This window comes from Rhabdobacter roseus (assembly GCF_014202275.1).
In the GTDB taxonomy this organism is placed as follows: Bacteria; Bacteroidota; Bacteroidia; order Cytophagales; family Spirosomataceae; genus Rhabdobacter; species Rhabdobacter roseus.
In genome coordinates this window covers 664309-682395 of sequence record NZ_JACHGF010000003.1, presented here as the reverse complement: position 1 = coordinate 682395, position 18087 = coordinate 664309, and the positions used below count along the sequence as shown (strand labels likewise).

Here is an 18087-nt window from a genome sequence, read left to right as displayed (position 1 = left end):
CATCTGAGCACGTATGAGTAAGCCAAGTAAGAGCGCCGTCCGGCTGGACGGCGTGCAGGTGGGGTACATCCCTGCCGCCCGCCTGAAAACTGCCCTGGTAGAGCTGGGGGCCACCGGTGGCTACCGGTGGGAGAACAACGTAATCGTAGCAACGCCTATGCTGAAGTACCGGAGTACCCTTGTGAGAATCTTGAACCGGCTGGTGGTATGAAACTCCTGAACAAACGAACCCTGCCGCAAGTATCGCGGAAAGAGCCGGAAGGTGCTCTCTTGTCGGTGAAGCCGACGGGGATGATTTCCCTCATTGGGGCTGCCAAGGAGCTCCTGGATGTATGCTCTGGAGACTGCGTATCGTTTGGGCAGGATGACGACGGGCAGCTGTTCATTTTTCCGAAGGCACCTGAGGGCTTTCTCCTTCGTGGCACCAGCTCGAAAAAATCGCTCATCTTCAGCCATGTGGTATTGGCGGATTATATCCTGAAGATGGTACCTGAGAAACTCAGAGGTACCGACGTGGCCTCATACAGGCTCATAATTGGGAAAGTAGCTACCAAGCACACTGTCGACGGAAAAAACTACAAGGGGTACCCGGTGATTACCAACTCGGCATTAGCCATGCCCAAGAAAGGAGGTGAGCAATGACAGAGCAAGAACGACTGGTTGAGCTGGGTGAGCGCTATTTGAAAGCCGCGATTGCTGTGTGGGAGAAGGACTACCAAAACCACCGCAAGCTTGGAGCATGGGTACATGAGCAGAGAGTAGAGCGAATCATTGCCGTGGCGCAGGTGATCGCGACGGCTGACCTGGCAGCAGCGCAGCGGGAGAGTGAAGTACCCCAAACTGTGATCGATGTGGAAGCTTTGACGAAAGGAGGTGAGGGACAATGACGCACGAACGCCTACACCTATTTTTTGAGGAGTACCCTGGGAGCCAGGAGCCGGAGGACTGGCATACGCAGCTGGCCGTGCGGGCCCAGCACATGACGCTGCACCGGTGGCGGATGGTACCCCAGCTCGACGGCATGACCAAGCCCGAGGAACAACGACTGGCCTTTTTCTACTTGGAGGGCGGCGAATGGCGCGTTTGGGTACGCGACGCCCAGGGCGAGCTCCAACTGACCGACTTCCGGGCCAAAAACCAGCTGGAAGCGCTCAATGAGGCCTACAAAATCCTAGGACAGTATGAACTACTATGAAGCCAGAAAAAGGAACGATCGGCCAGTCGAGGGCTTGGGCCGAAGACTTGTGCAAGCGCTTAGAGCAGCTTGCCAGGCCATTGGAGTACTGGGACCAGGTACTGGAGCTCTGGCGCACCGGAGCCGAAGAAGCCCGCAAACGCGACCAGCTGGAAAGGTACCAGAAGTATTGGCCGGAGGAGCGATTCATGATCCGAAACCGGCAGAAGGCGCTCAGCGCCTTCCTTGAAAGCAAGTTGTAAGAAAGTTCATGATTTGGTGTGGATTTAGTGCAGGGGGCCCCATGCCTTACGACCGCGCGGCGGTCCGCAGGGGCAGGAGTGGTGTGGAGTAGCTTATGGAAGCTCGCCGGCGCTGCATAGAATATTGAGGGGAGCAGCCCGGAGGCGCTGGTTCGAGGCCAGCCACCACTACAGGGTAGAGCAGAAGCCTACTAGAGTGCCCGAACCGCGCTGGGGTAACGCCCGGCGCGGGTAAGGGAAGGTACTTTCAAATAACCACTAAAAACCTACGAAAATGGCTACCTGGCATCTGGGCAAAATCGCCTACATGAAAGAAGACGAGACCGGCCGTCTGAAACAAATCCGGGAGGCGCACCTGATCGACGCCATGAGCTTCACGGAGGCCGAAGCGCGCCTGATCGAGCTCCTGACGGAAGAACTGGAGACGAGCTTTGAGGTGAAAACGCTGACGCCCTTCCCGCTCACGGACGTGTTTGGCCTGGATGATGATGTAGTAATGGGCGACGAGAACACCGTCTGGTACCAGGTCAAGGCCTCATACCAGACGGTAGACGAGCGCACCGGCAAAACGAAGCGTACGGCGAATAATTTTCTAGTATATGCTTCCAGCGTCCGCGATGCCTACGATGCCCTCAGCATGGCCCTGAGAGGTTTCCTGCTCCCTTACGAGATCGAGGCCATCCGGCGTACATCGATCCTAACCGTACGACCTTATGCTGCCACGAATTGAGATTTCGGAGGTAGTACGGCGGGCCTTCCAGGCCATCGATGCGCACAACCGCAGCTGCCCCACGCAGCCCGTGACCCGTACCACCCACACGCCCGACGGTGAGCCCGTGGTGCAGGTGGTACACCGGAGGGTAGGGCTGATCCCGGAGGCCATCAGCACCACGTACCACGCCCTGGTGACGGAGTACGTGCGGAGCTACAACCGCACGGCCTCCATTATGCCCGCCGGTGCCTACACCCAGGAGAGCCCGCCCAGCCTGCGCACCAACAACGTACGCCTGGCTCCCTACTGCCGCTGCACCGATAGGACGGTCAGGAACCACCTGAAGCGCCTGCGGGAGCTGGGGTTCATCCGGACGAAGTTTCACGGCACACGGCAGGATTTTGAGGTGTGGATAAGCCCAAAATTTTTGTTCGGGCCGGAGCCGGAAGCACCCGCCCGCCCGCTCGAAGCCGCCCCCCATGGCCTTTTTGAGGGGCAAAACCCGAAAGATTTTCCGCTTAAGAGTACTCACAGAGAGATAATAGAAAAAGGAGAAACTACGAAAGCGGATATGTTTGTGGGGCACGGAGAGAACAGTCAGGGACAGAGGGGTCGAGCAGAAACGCCCGCCCTACCCCTAGAAGCCCCGGTGGTTTCCGGACGGAGAGAAGATCAAGCTGGGGGGGGCGCGGCGCCGCGGCGGGCGGCGATGGCCCCGCAGCGGGCCGCGCAGGGGCCAATGCCGCAAAGCCCGAAGGGCCTGCCCCAAAAGCACCTCAAGATGCTGGTGGAGTTCTGGATCTACGCCTGGCGGGTGATCTACCCCGGCCGGGAGTTCAGCGCCCAGCAGCAGGAAAAAGCCCTGGCGGCGATCATGACCGGCGTGTACAACAACTTCACCGACCCCCTGACCGACGCCGAATGGCTTAACGTACAGGTATACCAGCTCGGCAAGCTCGACAAGGCCGGGCGCTACTACGAAAACCACCCCGACGCCTACCGACCCGATCCCTACGCCGTGCACAAGGCCGGGAAAGGGTACTTTGATCGGGAAAACCACCGCGGATTCATCGGCATTGAGGCCTGGGTGAAGAAAGACAAGATAGAGCTCAAGAAGCGCCGGGATGACTACGCCCACCAAAAGCGCTGCGACCGCCTGCTGGTAACCGCCCGGCGCGACTTCCTGAAGCTCCGCACCGGCCAGCCGCCGCGCAAAGAGGTAGCGGGCAAAACCGAGATAGGCCTGTACCTGTACTACGACGCCATTTTTGCGGGGCTGGGTACCCAGTACAAGGATCGGTTTAACCGGATGTACCAGGACCGCTACAGCACCGGATTCAAGCCCCCCAGCTTCCAGGCCGCGAAGCGCGCCCGGCGTGCGGCCGGTGAAGTAAGCCCGGCCACGATCGTGTACGTGGAAGACTACATGCAGGGCGACGGCGAAGGGTACTACAGCAGTTAATTTTTAAGCGTTTTTTATAACTAATTTTTTCATTTTTTATTCCAACCATCCATAAACATCTGAGCAACAATGCAAATGGAACCACAAACCCAATTTCTTTTTTTGCCTGTTTACCGACCTTCCTACCGATTCTTCCAGGCCGTCCTGGGGCTGATCTGGCTCATCGCCCTGGTGGTGGCCACGATCGTAACCCTGGCCGCTGCGCCTATAGTACTGGTGGGTGGAGCCGGGTACCTGGCCTTGCGCCGCCTGGTGCAGAAAGGGGGTGCTGCACAATGAAGCATCGTAGATTCGTAGGTCAGCAGACCTCCAACCGCAAGCCCCTCACCGAGGAGCAGAAGGCGAAGCAAAAAAGCATGGCCAGCTGCTACATGGTGGTGAAATTTCACGACGGGAACCAGTGGAGCAAGTGGAGTAACGAATGGGCCCAGCCCCGAATCCGGAACATCAATGACGCCATCAACGAAATGTTCCGGATCATGGAGCAGTACTTCAAGGGCCGGGTACATAGCGCGGCGATCTTCGACACCCGGATGACCAAGGACGCCCGGGCCGACAACAAGATCTACCAGTACGAAAATGGATGCTGGCAAATCGAAAAACCTTTTACCTGGTAAGCTATGCTACAGCAGCGCTTTGCAACCCCCGCCAAAAACCTGGAGCCCGCCAAACTGAAGCTGACCTACTACGAGGCCAACGCGGTGTTTCTGTACATCCAGGAGAAGGCCAGCAAGGTAGACGGGCCCAACGTGCACGACGAGCTCATCGTACTGGCGGAGTACTACCGCTCGGGCAAGCTGCTCAGCCAGGCGGTGCGCCACGAGCAGCGCAAGAAAGCCAGCCTGATGGTGTACACGATCCCGATCAGCATAGTACGCCTTCTCCACCGGCGCTGGCAACAGGAGCCGATCAGCATCCTGATGCAGGCCGCGCTGAGCGCCTTCGATTGGGTACTTACCCAGCGCGGCCTGAAGCCGGACCCGCGCGAACCCGAAATTTTCTCGTAACCACTTTCAAACCCCCAAAGTACCTATGCAAGATCCATTCAAAACCATCGTTGGCGCGGCTAAATCGCGCACTAGAGAAGATAGCCAGAAGGCCATCCAGGAGCACCTGGATTCAGGCGGAGATTACATCATGATTACACTGAAGCCAGCAACTTACGAGGGTATTCATGCGCTCGAATTGCACGTGCTATCAAGCTTGTGCAGGGAGCATACAGTCTTGTTGCTACAAGAAGCCGCCAAGTGCCACAAACACGCCCGGCCAGGTACGGATAACTAAGGAGCTATGGAAAAGTCCGATTACTACCATCGAATGTACTTCATTCAGATGCTATTGAAGTACTTCTGGGATGTGGGCAAGCTCCAGCAACTGCGGGCCAAACGGCTACCCTACATGGCCCCCCTGGAGGCCGCCCTGGCTGAGCGCCGATCTGGAGTACCTCCGAAGCCCAACATAGTGGAGATATGTAGTAGCAGGTCTTATGAGGAAAACCTACAGTACCTGCCGCTAACGAGCCTGGAAAATATCCACGAGCGATACACCACTGAGCTGAAATGCATCGACGAAGCCCTGAAGCAGCTGGAGCCTGAGCCTGCTTTCTTGCCGGGCGGCGTGTCGAAGGTAGTGTATGTAATCCCGGAGGTACTTTATGTCCCAGATCAGCCATGAAAAAGACCATCTTCTACGTCGATGAGCCGAAGTACCAGGAGCTGAGCAAGGTACTTTCATCCAGTGAGATTTCGCAGTACGAGCGTGTGAGAGGTACCGTGTTCTTACATTCCAAGGAGTACGTGGTACACAGCGCCATTAGTGAGCCTCCCCACCAGGGCTGGGCTCGTTTGTGGGGGCATGAGGTAGTGGAGCTGAGCCAATACGAAGGTACCTTAATGCCACTACGGCAGAAAGACCACCGCTGCGAAGTGGACTTTGGACGTCGGGAACGCGGCTACGCTGGCCAGATCGTGGACCACGGCAAGCGCCAGCTGGTGATGACTGGCCAGGAAATAGAGTTTCGGAGCTCCGGTACCGGACAGCAGATTAGCTTGTTTTGAAATAAAATTTGGTTAGGCGACCAGGTCCTTGCCATGGTAACAGAATTTACTACTGTCAAAATTTAAATTTTATGAGTAGAAGACAAACCTACTACAAGCACCCCGAAGCGGCGAGTGCCTTTAATGAGCTCATGATCGAGCTGAAGAAACAGGCACTGGGGCATACTACCGTTCCTCTCACCCTGGAGCAGATCGAGAAGGTAGAGCGGCTGGTGTTCCCGCTCCTGGAAGAGCGCCAGGATACCCCACCTGGTGCATATTACCACCGAAGATAATTCTGAATAGCAGCTGACCAGGCGCGCGGTTTTCGGAATATTATTTGGCAGTTCAGTTATAAGTTAATTTTCTTACATGAAGACGCATATCCTTAAAGTTGATAAAGACTTGTTTCCGGACCTGGAAACGGGGGTCAAGAATTTTGAGGTTCGGCTCAATGATCGTGACTTCAAAGTACATGATTACCTTATCCTGAAGGAGCACTGCCGGGAAACCGGGAAATTCACCGGAAACATAGCCCGGCGAATCGTCAGGTACATTCTGCCCGGTGGCCAGTACGGCATTGAGCCCGGCTACGTAGTGCTAGGCTTGCAGTAGCTTGCCCTAAACAGAAACGCCCCACCTGACGGCGGGGCGCTTTCCGGATACCAATGTTTCCATCGACATCTGAGCGGGAGTAAAAGTACTATTTTAACGGTGAATAATGAATGGAAGCAACGGAAAAAAATCAGGAGCTGGAAAGGGAAATCGCTGAGTACGAAAAATCCAGAGCGGAACTATGGGGGAATGTGAGTGAACTGGTGATTGCTATATGCCAGGTAAGCATAGGGTTGCAGATCAATGGCTTCCTGATCTACCAGCTTTGGAAGTGGATTATCGTGCCTACGTATGGGGTAGAGCCGATCACAGTAGGGCAGGGATTTGGGGTAGGGATATTTTTGGCACTTTTCCGAGGTGAGATTCCTAGCCTTAAGAAGGGGAACAAAAGAATAACGGTGGCTGAATACAGGCACAGGATACGATACTCCTTGCAAAAACTAGCGTTATTCTTACTTCTGGGCTGGCTTGCTTCACTTTTTGTGTGATCTCGTAGCTGATTTTGGTCACGAATCAAAATTTTTTACAGGTATTTTAGCGAACGTAGAAACTAAAATTAGGGAAAAATTGTACATTGGCGGATAACCTTCCTCCATTGCACAACTCAACGGAATTTCTACGGACAATCTCCCTCACCAGGGTGGCGGGCGCGTATATGCGGTACCGCTTGGGCGGGGGCCTGATGGCGCTAGGACTGGACGTCCCCACGGACCCGCTGGCGCAAGACCTCTGGGTGATGGTGCAGGCCCCGAAAGTACTGGTACAGTACGGTGCCCGCGACCTCATGACAACGAAGCTGGATGGCGACCTGCCGATCCAGGTAGACTACTACCACCATACCCGCCGCTACGGCCTCCTGAGCGACTTCGAGAGCATTGTATTTTCGCAGAAAGCGGAAGCACACCTGCGGGTAGACATCTACATCGAGCTGGCCCAGCTGGGGCTGCCGTCGCCGACCAAGGTGGTGGAAAAATGGAACGAGCTACTTAACTTAGGTGACCCGGACTGGGCGGAGCGTGTGGTACGGACCTACCGAAACCACAAGAAAGCTAGCTACCCGGTGCTGGGCGCTGAAACCGAGAAGACCACGACGCTATGATCTTAGAAAGCCTGAACCGGGGCGACGGCCAGAACGCGGCCGCGATCCCGCGGATAGAGCTGCTGCCCTGCCGGTACGTGACGCGCTGGCCCGGTAGCCGAAACGGCATCCTGAGCGGAACCATTGGCCTGGCCACGACGGCCCAGTGGGTGCGGCTGTACCTGACGGACCAAACGGCGGGCTTTCAGGAGTCGATGAAAAACACCGTGCAGGGGCGGCTGCATAGCTTCCGGGTGGAAGGCTTCTACCCCGGCGACTCCGAGGAGCTGCGGCGCTTCCTGGGCCTGACGGACTGGGAGCGCCTGCTGTGCCGGATCACCGACACCCAGGACCGGACGCGCGTGATAGGCTCCAGGGACAGCGGCCTGGAGCTGGACTACGATAGCGTGATCGAGGCGGAAATGGGCGGGCGTAGGGGCACGCGGATGGCCTTCGCGGGCGAGATGGCCATAGGGAGCGCGCTGTACTTCTGGTAGGTACCCTAGCAACTTTCCTTCACTATTTTTTGGCGAGTGCGTAATGTTGTAGCCGACATTAAGCACTCGCCTTTTTTTATGCTCAGGAATTATCAATTGTTGACGTCGTTGCTCCTCGAACCCTGGTTCGTGGATGCGGCCTATGCCGAAATGATGTTTCCCTGGGTGATGGAACTGCTGGAGGGTAAGCTTGAAAAACCTAAAACCAACGCTCAGGAGTATGAGAAACCTGTATGTTATTTTTTGGACGAGCAGCTTGCTGCTGTTGATCTGGCTACCGTGGGAGCGGGCGGATCTGGAACCGGACTGTTCGGAGGCGTACCTGCCGGTAGTACCGCTGTCGTACCGATTCGTGGAGCCATTACCAAGTACGACGGTATATGCAACCATGGCGTCGAGACGTACCTGCGCTGGGTGGAAGCAGCTGATAGCGCGCCCAACGTCAGCCAGGTGGCGCTACTCATCGACTCCCCCGGTGGCCAGGCTAACGCCAGCTTCATGCTGGCCGAGCGGATTGCCCGTATGCAGAAGCCTACTCTTGCGTACGTCGACGCCGGAATGGCGGCATCCGCGGCATACCTCATTGCCAGCGCGGCCGATCAGATCCACGTAAACACGCCGGTGGACCTGGTGGGGAGCATCGGGGCGATGATCACCCTGAGCGACTACGGTGCCCGGATCCAGGAGTCCAGCGCGAAGGTGTGGGAAATCTACAGCCGCCTGAGCTCCGAAAAGAACTTGGCCTACCGCCGCCTGCGGACCAACAACGATACCTCGCTGTACGAGGACATGCTGGACCAGGCGGCTGGAGAATTAATCACCAGCGTAAAAAAGTACCGGGGTGACCGACTGAATCTGTCGGCCGGGGACCCCTTCAAAGGCGCTACTTATAGCGCCGTGCAGGCGCTTAAGCTGGGCCTGATCGACGGCATAGGCCCCCTGAATGAAGCCCTCCTCTCTCTCGAAAAAATGCCGAAAGGCAAAAGTACCATTAGTAACACAACTCAACTTTCCAATCAAAACGAAGAAACAGATATGTCTCTTAGAAAGGCCTTAATGAGCTTCTTGACTAGCTATCAAGAAGAGTCACCCGAAGTAGAAGCCGAAGCGACTACGCCGGAAGCTGCTACTGGAACCCCTGCGCCTGCGGCAACCGCCGAAACCCCAGCCGAAACGCTGGAAGCCCGCCTGGCAGCCCTGGAAGCCAACGCTACTGAGCTGGCTACCCTGCGCCAGGAAAACGCCAACCTGACGGCCCGGCTGAAAGACAAGCCCGCCGCTGCGCCTACCGCGCCGGTGGTGGCCCAGGAAACGGTACCGGCTCCGGTGGAAGTACCGGCGGGTGTAACGGACTTTACCAGTGAGACGGACGAGCTGATAGCTGGCCTGAAAACCAAGTAGCCGGAAGTACCCCTGAATAGGCGGTTTTAACTATTAACACACACTTTTTTTCTAATTAATAATGGCACTTACAGACATTCAAGCCATTGCCGGGTACGCCGGTATGTACTACCAGAAGATCATCCGGGAGATCATGAACGGGCTCGACATTGCGAACGACCTGTACCTGATGCGCAACGTAACGGCTCCCCGCAACCTGTGGGGCTTCGACGCCGCCGAAGGGATGCGCCCTCTGGACTACACGGTGGAAGACACCAACAAGGGGAACGGTACCTTCAACTCGCGAAAACTCGAACCCGAGATCGCGATGAAGCTGCTGAAGATCTACCCCGAAGAGCTTCGGGACACGTTCATCAGCGAAGTGCTGAGCGAAAAAGCGGTAGACCTGCCCGCCAGCTTCGCGGCCTACTTCTGGGCCGAGCACGGCAAGAAAGTAGCCGCCGAGATCAACAACAACGCCTACATGGGCATCAGCGCGGCTGGGGTAGCGGCCTTCAACCCGGCTACGGTATACACCGCGGGCAACAAGGTACGCTACACCACCAGCGAGGGCAAAGAGTACTTCGAGGCCACGGCTACTACCCAGGCGGGTGAGACGCCGATCAGCCACCCTGGCAAGTGGAAGAACATCAACGCCAAGTGCCTGGCCAAGGGCTTAGGTACCCTGATCGCGGAAGAAATCACGGCTAACAAGCTGACGAACGTATCCAGCACAGGGGCGATCACGCAAGCCGATTCACTCGACCAGATCGACGGCGAAATGTGGGCAGACATTCCGGAGCTGGTGAAAAATGCACCGGGTGGGGTGACGTTCCTGATGTCGCACGCCAAGTACGACCTGCGCGTGGCCAAGCTTCGCTCGTTGAAAAATGCGGGGGGCTTCTACACCGAAGCGGATATCGATCGCTACAAAAACGAGATCATCGACTCGCACGGCCGGGGTAAGATCAAGCCGGTGAGCTGGCTGCACGGAAGCGGGCGGGTGATCTGGACGATCGACAAAAACCTGGTGATGGGTACCAACCAGCTACCTGGTGCGAACCCCTTCTCTCGCTTCATTGAGGGCCTTCAACACACGAAGACGATCATGAAGGTGATCACCTGCTACCAGATCCAGGATCTGCGGTACATGGGCGTGAACGACGTCGCTTAATCATTGTTCCCACTAGCCCCCGGCCGGCCACGGATCGGGGGCGCTATTGCTACAAAATCATGTCAAAAGAAACGAATAGATTCCTGACGAAGGAAGAGCTGGAGAAGCTCTCGAAAGAGGAGCTGGTGCAGCAGGTGCTGAAAGCGGACGAAGAGATCAGCACGAGCGAAGCCATCATCCAGGAGCTGAAGGCAGAGCTGGCCAAAGCGGCCGACGAGATCCTGACGGCCTCCGGAGTACCTACGGTGAAGGTAGGCAAGGATACCTACGAGGTGGTGATCCCGACCTTCCGGTACAAAGGTAACCAGTACACCGCGCTGGACGTGGTGAAGGACGACAAGCTGGCCGCTGAGCTGGTGAAGCGGGGATCGGGCGTACTGCTGAAGAAATCGAAGTAGGCCCTGCCAGGGAAAATTAGTCATTAACACTTAACGCTATACACACATGAGCGAATACGCAGGTATTATGCAGCCCCCTTTCGGGACGGGGCCCAACCTAATGCCCGGCCTGGCGCAGGTACTGTACTTCGCGTCGGTAAACGACATCGAGACCTTCGGGACTCCGGAAGCCAACCCAGCCAACGCTGTAGACAAGTACGTGATCAAGACGCCCCACGTGATGAAGGTCGGGAAGATGTTTCACAAAATGTACGTGAGCATTGAGAAGGGGCAACTCAAGTACGAAAAACTGGGCGGCCGGGACGCCACTGGCTTCAACGTGAACGCTACCAGCTATATGCCAGGTGACTCGCCGGAGCAAAACTACTTTGCCAACGAAGCCCAGGGCGACCGGTTCATCATCCTGGCGAAGCGCGCCGACGGGAAGCTGGCGCAGGTAGGTTTGGAGGATTTTCCGGCTACGATGCACGCCCTACACGACTCGGAAACCGTGACCGGCGACGGATCGGGCTACGGCGTGAACATCCAGGCGTACATGCCCTTCAAACTGCTGTACGACGCGGCAATCCCGCTGACTCCAGCCGCCGAAGAGTAACATGGCCAAGAAAAAGAAAGCCGCCGAGCCAACGCCTAAGCCCTACGAGATCGTGGGGCTTAGGAAATCCGACCGGATGCCGGTGGTGATCGATGGGCGCGAGGTAGACCTGGCCCGGATCACGCCAGAGCTGGAAGCCTGGCTCAGGGCGCGCAAGGACATTTGTCCTTACATACGATGGAATAATGGGTAGTTTTTTCATAGGTTAAAGAATGGGTTTGTACAAGAAAGGCCGGGAGCGTTGCACCTGGCCTTTCTTGTACCCCACGCACGCACATGATACAGGAAATAGAAGCCTGGCTGGCCGAGCCGGTGTACTGGACCGGCGTGGAGCTCTACCAGGCGCACGGCAGCAACGCCGTGCTAAAACGGCTCTTTGCGGGCTCCAGCGACGGCTACAACAAGCGCAAGCTTACCGAGGAGCTGGCCAGGATCCTGGACGAAGCCCGGGAGCGGGAAGCGGCCAAACCGGTGGTGGAAGAAACCGACGAGATCCGGACACTGAAGGCCCGCGGCGCTGCACTGATGGATGAGCGCAGCGCCCTGAAGGAGCGCGCGCGCACGCTGATCAGCCAGGGTACTACCCAGGGCGACGAGCTGAAGGAAATGGCGCACCGGCTGGCCTACGGCCTGCGCCAGGAGCTGGATGACGTGTACGGCCGGGTGAAGTTCTGGGAAACGCATGGGTACCTGCCCGAAACCTCCGAAGCGGCCGTGCAGAGCGTGGCCGACCTGGTGAAGCGCCGGAATACCCTGCGTACCTACCTGACGCCCAGCCGGGGCGGAACGCCGGAAAAAATACGGCTCTGGCAGGCTGAGCTATTCGAGAAAGAGGCACTAATCAAGAAATTGACAGAAAATGATACTAGCGAAACGCGATAGGGATCTGGACGTGCTGGTGAAGGCGGCGAACGAAAACGCCCTGGACAGCCTGGAGCCGCGCCTGAAGGAAAAGATGGAGCGCATCGAGCACATCAGCCAGCTTTACTTTTCGAAGGATTTCAAGTTCGAGTCGGAAGCGGAGTTGGCAAGGCGAGTTGCAAAAAAATACGGGATCACGGCCATGATGGCCCGCAAGGAAGTGGACCTGTGCAAGCAGCTGTACGTATACGCCAACCCGATAGACTGGAGATTTGAGCGGGCGCTGCTATTGCACTCCATCAAGGAGAACATTAATACCTGCCGGGCAATTGGCGACGAGAAAACGGTCCAAAGAGAGCACAAGAACCTCATTTCAATGCTGCCTGAAGACCCAGGCGACAATGGTGTTAGTATGGTCAATATTAACGTGATCAACTACAACCCGACGCTGGTGGGCGCGGTGGAGATCCCGGATCTGGACAAGAAGATCGAGTCGATGATTGCGAAGGACAAGCGGGAGCAGGAGAAGCTGTTTGAGGACCAATTTGACGCCTGGGAGGACGTGAAAGATGAGTAACGTAGTTGCCTCGTTGGACCTGGATGAGTTGCTGCTGAACGACCGGGAGGCCGCGCTGGCCATGGCCAACCTGAACTGGAATCCGGAAGATCTACCGGCCGACGTGCAGGTGACCCACATGCACTACAACAAGCCCCAGCTGCGGAGCATGATGGTAGGGGCCAACGTGGAGTACGCCGTTTGGGGCCGCGGTACCGGCAAGTCGGAAGGCTTGATTTCGCCCAGGACGAAGCGGAACGTGGAAGTGATGCCGCAGGGGCACGGCTGCTTTGTGGGCGCGACCTACCTGCAATTGCTGGAACGTACCCTGCCGCCGGTGGTGAAGGGCTGGGAAGCCATGGGCTGGAAGCGCGACCGGGACTTCTGGATCCGGAAGACACCGCCCAAAAGCCTGAACGTACCCCAGCCGATCGTGGGACCCTTGACGCCGGAGCACTGTATCTTTTTCCGGAACGGAGCCGTGGCCAGCCTGGTGAGCCAGGACCGGCCGGGCTCCGCCAACGGGAAAACGGTACACTGGATCGCCGGGGACGAAGCGAAATTTCTGGACAAGAAAGCGCTGGACAATGAGCTGCTGATGACCAACCGGGGCGATGATCAGTATTTCGGCGGTATTCCGGAATTTCACTCGATGCTATTCTGTACGGACATGCCGACCTGGAAGAGCGCCATGTGGATCCTGGAAATGGAAGATAAGATGAAGCCGGAGCGCGTGGAGCTGCTGAAGGGCATCCAGGTCGAGATCTTCAAGCTCTGGCAAAAGTACCTGGTGTACGAGGGGCGGAAGAAAGCGGCGATCTTTAACCAGATCCGGCAGTACCAGAAGTACTGGGATGAGATCCGGGCCAACACGACCTACTTCTCCGAAGCCAGTACCTGGGAGAACGTGGAAGGCTTTGGGCGCAAGAACATCCTGGCCATGAAGGAGCGCCTGCCGAAGTTCATCTACCGGACGGCCATCCTGAACATGCGCCCGGGTGCGGGGGAAGAAGACTTCTATCCGCACCTGAACGACCGGCACCTGTACGATGCCTACGATTATGGCCACTTGGATAAGCTGGAGTTTGGCACGACGGCCGACGATTGCCGGAAGGACGCGGATCTGGATCCGGGGCTACCCCTGCATACGGCCCTGGACTACGGAGCGCACATCAACAACGTGGCCACTGGCCAGCTGAAGGGCTTCCAGCGCTTCGACGTGATCAGCGGGATGGACGTGCTGCAACCCCAGCGCCTCAAAGACCTGGCCAAACGTTGGTGTGATTACTACGAACCCCACCGGCGCACGAACAACATCGTGTATTACTACTACGACCATACGGCGCTCCAGGGCAATGCCATCTCGGAGTTCAACTATGCCGATGAGTGGATCGCCTTGGTATCTAAGCGGGGCTGGAAGGTGAAGAAGATCTACCTGGGCAGGACCCCAGCACCGAAGAGCCGGTACGAGATGTGGGGCGATCTGCTCCAGGGCAAACATGCGAAGATACGGGCGGTTCGATTCAATCGCAACAATTGCAACTACCTGCTGGAGAGTATGCGTGGTGCCAAGGTGAAAGCCGGAACCAAGAACGGTGAGTACGAGAAGAACAAAGCAGATGAACGCAATCCGGAGCTCGACCAACGTACCACCACGCACTACTCGGATGCAGCTGACACCCTGCTCTGGGGCGTGACTACCAACCAGGTGCGCAAGCTCAGTGGGGTGGCAGTAGTAACGTCATCGTAGCCAGGCACAGGCCTCTTACCTATTGCACTATCTCAGACCTGGGATAGTGCAATTTTTGTATTAGCTCAATCATATATCGCCCCCCAGGCCCCTACTGCAATTGCAGTTGGCGACAGTGCACGGTGGGGTGTCGAGAGAGACAAAGTACCTTTTTTGGAAATTTGCCGGGGGCCAAATGGCTGCGAGTAAGTAAGTTGAGTTGTGCTAGTAGTGTAAAAAGGGCAGTTTATGCGTTGCAAATCTGTAACGCTGCAATTTTTCACTTCAGCGCCCACTTTTTTTCTTGTACCACGGTGAAGGATCCAGCGCTCTCCAGGAGCTTTTCCATCTTGTCCAGGCTGGGCCACTCGTCTTTGTCCAGGCGGTGCTTGTAGCTGCGGCGGCTGGCGCTGGTTAGGCTGGTTTTTTTCCAGAGATAGGGGTTATTCACCAGCTGACGGAAGGCTTCCTGTGTCGTCATTAAAAAATTCCTTACACTCATCAAATGTTATATAATCAATTTGAAGGCCTCCTGACTGGGCAGGTTGGTCCATTGGCTTCCATGCCTTTTGGCCCAGGGCGCGCTGAGCGCCTTCGATTAGGTACTTACGTTGGTCCATTGGCTTCCATGCCATTTGACCCCAGCGATTAACGGGTCCATAATCAACCGGACCAAGAGCGGGTAAGATGCGCGAGTCGGATGGCGAAACGGCTGGAATTTGCTCGAAAAAGCGTTCCCAGAAATTCATAAAATCGGTTTCGCTGCCCGTTGCGTCATTTTCTGTCACCTGGGCTGATTCGGGATTGAGCGAGCTTGGAGATTGTTTTCGGGGGGCCATCAGAAGCTTTTGGTTTTGTGATTCAAACATTCCAAAAATTTGAGTTCTCCCAAATCTACGAAAAAAGAAGGTACCTGGCCAGCCTTGCAACTTTCCTTTCCTTCGCTTGCCGCTGGGTGTAGCTTGCACCCATGAATAAGCCGTACATCAAAGCCAAAGACATGCTGGAAGCCATGAGGGAGACGAAGGCCTCCGGCGAGGGCGTGCCGTTTGTGGTGGGCTTCCTGACGGCCGACCGGCGGCGGCGTACCGGTGGCCAGTACCGGGTCATGAAAGCCACGCTCAGCCAGGGCGGGAAGCGCTCCGGAAGTGTGGCACAGCGCGTGATCAACCTGGTACCCTTCGGCACCCATGATGTACAGCCGGTGCACTTCGACAATATCCTTTTCTTCAATGATCATCCTGTTTCATGAGCCAGATTGAATACCTCGTTGATAGTAATAGCCTGCTCGTGGCGCATTCTGCGGCGCATGGTGTGATGTTCACCAGCGGGCGACCGGCGGCGAACCCGACCATGCCCCGCACCGAGAATACGACCTACGGCTCGACGGACGAAGTGGAGTTTTGGGGAGAAGGGAACGACTTCCCGCAGCAGATCATCGACCAGTACTCGAAAAATACGCTGATCCCGCGGCTGCTGGGGGATCGTACTTCGGAGCTGATTGGCGGGGGGCTGGTGGCCATGCGCCGCGTGGGCGTCGATGAGCGCGGGAACGACGTATTCGAGTGGGTTGATGACCCCGAGATCACGGCTTTCCTGGACGATTTTCAGGTAAACCGCGCGCTGTACGAGCTGGCCAACGACCTGCTGTGGTTTTTCAACGCCTGGGTCGAACTCATCCCCAACGAGGACCGGACCAAAATAGTCGGTTTCGTGCATCAGGAGGCGGCTTTTTGCCGGTGGAGCAAGCAGAAAAAAGGCAAGTGCGAAAAGGTGCTGATCTCCGCGGATTGGCCCAATAACAGCCCGGATACGACGATTACACTACCGGCCATCGATCCCTACGCTTGGGGCTCGATTGACCAGGTACGGGCCGACACGAAAACCAACTACATCTACCCGATCAACATCCCTACGGCCGGGAAAGTCTTCTACCAATTACCTTTTCATGTCGCAATTATTTTATCAGGCTGGCTGGACATTGTGCAATCTGTACCGAGCCTTAAGAAGTACTTCATGAAAAATGGGATGTCGCTCAAGTACCACTTCGAGATCGACAACGAGTACTGGCCACAGTACTTCGGGGAAGCCGCCTGGGATGAAGCCAGCCCGGAGGAGCAGCTCAGCCTTAAGAAAAAATGGCTGGACGGGATGCTAAAGGCACTCACGGATATTGAGAAGGCCGGGAGCTCCATCATCACCGAAAAAATCTACGACATGCAGGGCATTAAGGGATACCGCAACCTGGTAACGATCACGCCCCTTAACGACCTCACCAAGGACGGCAAGTACCTGGCCGACGTGCTGGAAGGTAACGCCCAGATAGCCTACGCCCTGGGCGCGGATCCGACCGTTTTCGGCTTTGCCGGGGGCGAGAAAATGGGCGCTCGTAGCGGTGGATCTGACAAGCGCGAAGCCTACCTGATTGAAAAATTCCGTCTCCAGCCCATCCGGAAGTTCCTCCTGGAGCCCCTGGCCTGGATAGCCCGCTACAACGGCTGGGAGCAGCGCTACCCCGGCCTCAAAATACTGACTCGAGACTCTATTCTAACGACCACCGACACCGGCTACGGTGCCAAACAAACTGCCCAATGAAAATACTTTTCTGCTCGACCGAGGAGCTGCGCGAATTCGTGCCGGTAGGCGTGAACGTAACCTTCGAAAACCTAAAGCCCTCGCTGCTGGAAGCCGCGGAGTCGATCCTGATCCCGTACCTGAGTGAGGAGCTCTACGACCGGATCCTGACCAAGTACCAGGCGGCTAATACCGAAATGTCGGAGCCGGAGCAGGTACTGTTCCAGCGGATGCGCCTGGTGGTGGCGCGCTTTGGCCTGGCCATGTACGTGCCGGAGGGTGAAGTGAAGGTGACGGACTCGGGCATTAGCACGATCGGGAAAAGCGAGAACCTGACGGCGGCTTATGATCACCAGGTCCTGCGCCTGGTGGAGTCGCTTATCCAGAAAGGCTTCGACGCCCTGGAGCGCCTGCTTACCTGGCTGGAAGCTGCGCCGCAGCTGACGGCTTTCCCGGAATTCGCCAACTCGGAGCAGTACACGCGCTCGCTGCGCGGCCTGGTGCGGAAGGCGGGGCAGCTGTCGGACATCTACCCGATTGGCGGTAGCCGCATGACGTTTAACTCGCTGCTGCCGGAGCTGCTGAACGTGGAAGATGACCGGCTGAAGCCCCTCATTGGCCGCGACAAGTACGCTACCATCAAGGCTGCGGCTAACCTGGCCGACGAATACGACGACCTGCGCCGGGTAGCCTGCAAGGCAGTCGTATTCCAGGCGGTGGCGAACGTGATCCGGCTCCAGCAGGCGATCCAGCTGGACGCCGGTGGCCTGCGGGTGTATGGCACCACCATTTCGGGGACCAACAACACGAAGTTCTACAAGGTACCTTCGGAAAAGGACCGCCTGGCGGCCGCGGCCGAAGCCCAGGCCCGGGCAGACTTCTACTGGGACGAAGTAAGTACCCTGCTGGCCGAAATCAACAACCCAGGCGGCGGGCGCTTCGAGCCGGATTTTCTATCCATTGGCGGCTTAACGATGTTCTAA

Annotated in this window: 31 protein-coding genes; 29 read left to right on the top strand and 2 right to left on the bottom strand. The window is 56.9% G+C overall.

Going from position 1 to position 18087, the window contains the following annotated elements; genetic code table 11:
- Nucleotides 1-13: 13 nt before the first annotated feature.
- The 26 genes from HNQ92_RS12745 (at nt 14) to HNQ92_RS12620 (ending at nt 14551) form a co-directional block, all read left to right on the top strand.
- On the top strand, nt 14-211 hold the full coding sequence (locus HNQ92_RS12745) for a hypothetical protein (RefSeq protein WP_184174397.1): 198 nt from the start codon (nt 14-16) through the stop codon (nt 209-211).
- Nucleotides 208-642: a hypothetical protein gene (locus HNQ92_RS12740; RefSeq protein ID WP_184174396.1), complete on the top strand. Its 435-nt coding sequence runs from the start codon at nt 208-210 to the stop codon at nt 640-642. Before HNQ92_RS12745 ends, HNQ92_RS12740 begins: the two co-directional genes overlap by 4 nt.
- On the top strand, nt 639-887 hold the full coding sequence (locus HNQ92_RS12735) for a hypothetical protein (RefSeq protein WP_184174395.1): 249 nt from the start codon (nt 639-641) through the stop codon (nt 885-887). The genes HNQ92_RS12740 and HNQ92_RS12735 overlap by 4 nt, the downstream gene beginning before the upstream one ends.
- Nucleotides 884-1195: a hypothetical protein gene (locus HNQ92_RS12730; protein WP_184174394.1), complete on the top strand. Its 312-nt coding sequence runs from the start codon at nt 884-886 to the stop codon at nt 1193-1195. The genes HNQ92_RS12735 and HNQ92_RS12730 overlap by 4 nt, the downstream gene beginning before the upstream one ends.
- The gene (locus tag HNQ92_RS12725; protein ID WP_184174393.1) at nt 1192-1437 is read left to right on the top strand and encodes a hypothetical protein; all 246 of its coding nucleotides are present in this window, start codon (nt 1192-1194) and stop codon (nt 1435-1437) included. Before HNQ92_RS12730 ends, HNQ92_RS12725 begins: the two co-directional genes overlap by 4 nt.
- A 274-nt stretch (nt 1438-1711) precedes the next feature.
- Complete coding sequence (locus tag HNQ92_RS12720) at nt 1712-2167, top strand: DUF4494 domain-containing protein (protein WP_184174392.1); 456 nt, start codon at nt 1712-1714, stop codon at nt 2165-2167.
- Nucleotides 2151-3611, top strand: coding sequence for a hypothetical protein (locus HNQ92_RS12715; protein ID WP_184174391.1), 1461 nt, complete (start codon nt 2151-2153; stop codon nt 3609-3611). The genes HNQ92_RS12720 and HNQ92_RS12715 overlap by 17 nt, the downstream gene beginning before the upstream one ends.
- A gap of 75 nt (nt 3612-3686) precedes the next feature.
- A complete protein-coding gene (locus HNQ92_RS12710) occupies nt 3687-3890 on the top strand; it encodes a hypothetical protein (protein ID WP_184174390.1) in 204 nt (67 codons plus the stop codon).
- Nucleotides 3887-4228 carry a hypothetical protein gene (locus HNQ92_RS12705; protein ID WP_184174389.1) on the top strand — a complete coding sequence of 114 codons (342 nt, stop codon included), beginning with the start codon at nt 3887-3889 and terminating at the stop codon, nt 4226-4228. Before HNQ92_RS12710 ends, HNQ92_RS12705 begins: the two co-directional genes overlap by 4 nt.
- Nucleotides 4229-4231: 3 nt before the next feature.
- The gene (locus HNQ92_RS12700) at nt 4232-4618 is read left to right on the top strand and encodes a hypothetical protein (RefSeq protein ID WP_184174388.1); all 387 of its coding nucleotides are present in this window, start codon (nt 4232-4234) and stop codon (nt 4616-4618) included.
- A gap of 25 nt (nt 4619-4643) precedes the next feature.
- Nucleotides 4644-4895 (top strand): hypothetical protein, encoded by a 252-nt coding sequence (locus tag HNQ92_RS12695; protein WP_184174387.1) that lies wholly within the window; start codon nt 4644-4646, stop codon nt 4893-4895.
- Nucleotides 4896-4901: 6 nt separating this feature from the next.
- On the top strand, nt 4902-5285 hold the full coding sequence (locus tag HNQ92_RS12690; RefSeq protein WP_184174386.1) for a hypothetical protein: 384 nt from the start codon (nt 4902-4904) through the stop codon (nt 5283-5285).
- Nucleotides 5282-5668, top strand: coding sequence for a hypothetical protein (locus HNQ92_RS12685; protein WP_184174385.1), 387 nt, complete (start codon nt 5282-5284; stop codon nt 5666-5668). Before HNQ92_RS12690 ends, HNQ92_RS12685 begins: the two co-directional genes overlap by 4 nt.
- A gap of 71 nt (nt 5669-5739) precedes the next feature.
- Nucleotides 5740-5943 (top strand): hypothetical protein, encoded by a 204-nt coding sequence (locus tag HNQ92_RS12680; protein WP_184174384.1) that lies wholly within the window; start codon nt 5740-5742, stop codon nt 5941-5943.
- 76 nt (nt 5944-6019) lie between these two features.
- A complete protein-coding gene (locus tag HNQ92_RS12675) occupies nt 6020-6262 on the top strand; it encodes a DUF3850 domain-containing protein (protein ID WP_184174383.1) in 243 nt (80 codons plus the stop codon).
- Nucleotides 6263-6372: 110 nt separating this feature from the next.
- Nucleotides 6373-6750 carry a hypothetical protein gene (locus HNQ92_RS12670; protein ID WP_184174382.1) on the top strand — a complete coding sequence of 126 codons (378 nt, stop codon included), beginning with the start codon at nt 6373-6375 and terminating at the stop codon, nt 6748-6750.
- Nucleotides 6751-6917: 167 nt separating this feature from the next.
- Complete coding sequence (locus tag HNQ92_RS12665) at nt 6918-7361, top strand: hypothetical protein (protein ID WP_184174381.1); 444 nt, start codon at nt 6918-6920, stop codon at nt 7359-7361.
- Nucleotides 7358-7837 (top strand): hypothetical protein, encoded by a 480-nt coding sequence (locus HNQ92_RS12660; protein ID WP_184174380.1) that lies wholly within the window; start codon nt 7358-7360, stop codon nt 7835-7837. The genes HNQ92_RS12665 and HNQ92_RS12660 overlap by 4 nt, the downstream gene beginning before the upstream one ends.
- 78 nt (nt 7838-7915) lie before the next feature.
- Nucleotides 7916-9238: a S49 family peptidase gene (locus tag HNQ92_RS12655; protein ID WP_184174379.1), complete on the top strand. Its 1323-nt coding sequence runs from the start codon at nt 7916-7918 to the stop codon at nt 9236-9238.
- A gap of 61 nt (nt 9239-9299) precedes the next feature.
- Nucleotides 9300-10391, top strand: a complete 1092-nt coding sequence (locus tag HNQ92_RS12650; RefSeq protein ID WP_184174378.1) for a hypothetical protein — start codon at nt 9300-9302, stop codon at nt 10389-10391.
- Nucleotides 10392-10450: 59 nt separating this feature from the next.
- On the top strand, nt 10451-10789 hold the full coding sequence (locus HNQ92_RS12645; protein ID WP_184174377.1) for a hypothetical protein: 339 nt from the start codon (nt 10451-10453) through the stop codon (nt 10787-10789).
- 46 nt (nt 10790-10835) lie between these two features.
- Nucleotides 10836-11384 (top strand): hypothetical protein, encoded by a 549-nt coding sequence (locus HNQ92_RS12640; RefSeq protein WP_184174376.1) that lies wholly within the window; start codon nt 10836-10838, stop codon nt 11382-11384.
- A 1-nt stretch (nt 11385) separates the two neighbouring features.
- Nucleotides 11386-11577 (top strand): hypothetical protein, encoded by a 192-nt coding sequence (locus HNQ92_RS12635; protein WP_184174375.1) that lies wholly within the window; start codon nt 11386-11388, stop codon nt 11575-11577.
- Nucleotides 11578-11660: 83 nt separating this feature from the next.
- Nucleotides 11661-12266 carry a hypothetical protein gene (locus tag HNQ92_RS12630; RefSeq protein WP_184174374.1) on the top strand — a complete coding sequence of 202 codons (606 nt, stop codon included), beginning with the start codon at nt 11661-11663 and terminating at the stop codon, nt 12264-12266.
- Entirely contained in the window at nt 12244-12822 is a 579-nt protein-coding gene (locus HNQ92_RS12625; protein ID WP_184174373.1) for a hypothetical protein, read from the top strand. The genes HNQ92_RS12630 and HNQ92_RS12625 overlap by 23 nt, the downstream gene beginning before the upstream one ends.
- A complete protein-coding gene (locus HNQ92_RS12620) occupies nt 12815-14551 on the top strand; it encodes a hypothetical protein (protein WP_184174372.1) in 1737 nt (578 codons plus the stop codon). The genes HNQ92_RS12625 and HNQ92_RS12620 overlap by 8 nt, the downstream gene beginning before the upstream one ends.
- A 259-nt stretch (nt 14552-14810) precedes the next feature.
- Here HNQ92_RS12620 and HNQ92_RS12615 read toward each other — a convergent pair whose 3' ends face one another.
- Together HNQ92_RS12615 and HNQ92_RS12610 are read right to left on the bottom strand one after the other, a co-directional pair.
- On the bottom strand, nt 14811-15011 hold the full coding sequence (locus tag HNQ92_RS12615; protein ID WP_184174371.1) for a hypothetical protein: 201 nt from the start codon (nt 15009-15011) through the stop codon (nt 14811-14813).
- Nucleotides 14974-15399, bottom strand: coding sequence for a hypothetical protein (locus HNQ92_RS12610; protein WP_184174370.1), 426 nt, complete (start codon nt 15397-15399; stop codon nt 14974-14976). The genes HNQ92_RS12615 and HNQ92_RS12610 overlap by 38 nt, the downstream gene beginning before the upstream one ends.
- A 101-nt stretch (nt 15400-15500) precedes the next feature.
- Between HNQ92_RS12610 and HNQ92_RS12605 the strand changes: the two genes are divergently transcribed.
- Genes HNQ92_RS12605 through HNQ92_RS12595 form a run of 3 tightly spaced genes read left to right on the top strand, consistent with a single transcriptional unit; the run spans nt 15501 to nt 18087 of the window.
- The gene (locus tag HNQ92_RS12605) at nt 15501-15782 is read left to right on the top strand and encodes a hypothetical protein (protein WP_184174369.1); all 282 of its coding nucleotides are present in this window, start codon (nt 15501-15503) and stop codon (nt 15780-15782) included.
- Nucleotides 15779-17125: a hypothetical protein gene (locus HNQ92_RS12600; RefSeq protein WP_184174368.1), complete on the top strand. Its 1347-nt coding sequence runs from the start codon at nt 15779-15781 to the stop codon at nt 17123-17125. Before HNQ92_RS12605 ends, HNQ92_RS12600 begins: the two co-directional genes overlap by 4 nt.
- A complete protein-coding gene (locus HNQ92_RS12595) occupies nt 17122-18087 on the top strand; it encodes a DUF6712 family protein (protein ID WP_184174367.1) in 966 nt (321 codons plus the stop codon). Before HNQ92_RS12600 ends, HNQ92_RS12595 begins: the two co-directional genes overlap by 4 nt.